Source organism: Halorubrum sp. AD140, assembly GCF_034497445.1.
In the GTDB taxonomy this organism is placed as follows: Archaea; Halobacteriota; Halobacteria; order Halobacteriales; family Haloferacaceae; genus Halorubrum.
In genome coordinates, this window is sequence record NZ_JAXRUU010000261.1 from 1 (window position 1) to 1,165 (window position 1,165).

Genomic DNA, 1,165 nt, shown 5'->3' on the forward strand with positions numbered 1-1,165 from the left:
CGGCGGCCCGCTACGCGGCGGTCCCGCTCGTCGCGCTCCCCGCCATCGCCGTGTACGCGCTCGCGTACGGGGCCGTCTCGGGGCTGCTCGCCGATCTGCCGCTCGTCTCCGCCCCGACGGAACTGACCGCGCTCCACGCGCTCGTCGCCGTCGCCTTCCTCGCGGCGTACGCCGGGATCGAGACCGGCGCTCACGAGCGGAGCGAGCGTCTCTACGTCGCGCTGTTGAACGCGGGACAGCCCGCCCCAAACACCGTCCTGACCGCCACGGAGGAGTACGATGAGCACTGAATCCGCCACCGAAGACGACCGGAACGTCACCGAAGACGACTGGAGCGCCACCGAAGACGAAATCGGCGCGGCCGCGACCGCCGTCGGCTCGGTCTGGCCGGCCCACTCGTTCGTGACGGCGAACCCGCTCTCCGGCTTCGAGGACCGGCCGTTCGACGAGGCCGTGAGCCGGGCGAGCGACCTCCTCGGCGGCCGCGGCTACCCGCGCGCGGAGACGTTCCGGAGGGCACTCGACGAGGGGCGGATCGACTCCGACCTGCTCGCCGAGCGGCTGACCGATCGGGGGTACGAGGCCGATCCCGGGACCCTGCTGGAGCGGTTGGAGAACGCTGAGAAGGCGGACGAGGCGGACGGTGCCGGCGAGACGGAGGAGGCTGACGACGACGCCGAGCGGGTCGACCGCGTGCTGACGAAGTGGCTGTCGGTCTTCCTCGACGAGGGACAGGCAGAGTGGCCGATGCCGAACCGCGAGGCGGGGTTCTACGACGCGTTCCGGTCGGTGGCAGCGTACGACGGCGCGATCCCCGACGAGGGCGTCGTCGCCGACCTGCCCGCGTCGCCGACGGAGGCGATCGAGAAGGCGCTGGAGCCGTACCCCCGCGACCGGTGGCGGTCGATCTTCGAGGCGCAGTTCGCCGCGCTCCCCGGGTGGACCGGCCTGCTCAAGCGCCGCGCCGACGACGGGGGGGCGTGGCAGTCCGCGTACCCGGTCTCGCTGGAGGGGTACCTCGCGGTCCGGCTCGCACTGGCGGACGCGTTCGGGGTCGACGTCTCGCCGTCGGAGGAGTCCGGCGGTCCGGCGGTCGACCCGAGCGACGAGATCGCGGACGCGTTCCTGAGCGCGTGGGAGGCCACCTACCGCGGCGGGCTCGTCG

General features: G+C 73.2%; 1 protein-coding gene and 1 pseudogene. Both read left to right on the plus strand.

Annotated features, from left to right (window positions below):
• Positions 1-290: pseudogene (locus tag U4E84_RS18030) on the plus strand (oxidoreductase); the annotation flags it as partial.
• On the plus strand, positions 280-1,165 hold an 886-nt coding region (locus tag U4E84_RS18035; protein WP_322533445.1), incomplete at its 3' end, for a putative inorganic carbon transporter subunit DabA. The pseudogene U4E84_RS18030 and the gene U4E84_RS18035, both read left to right, overlap by 11 nt.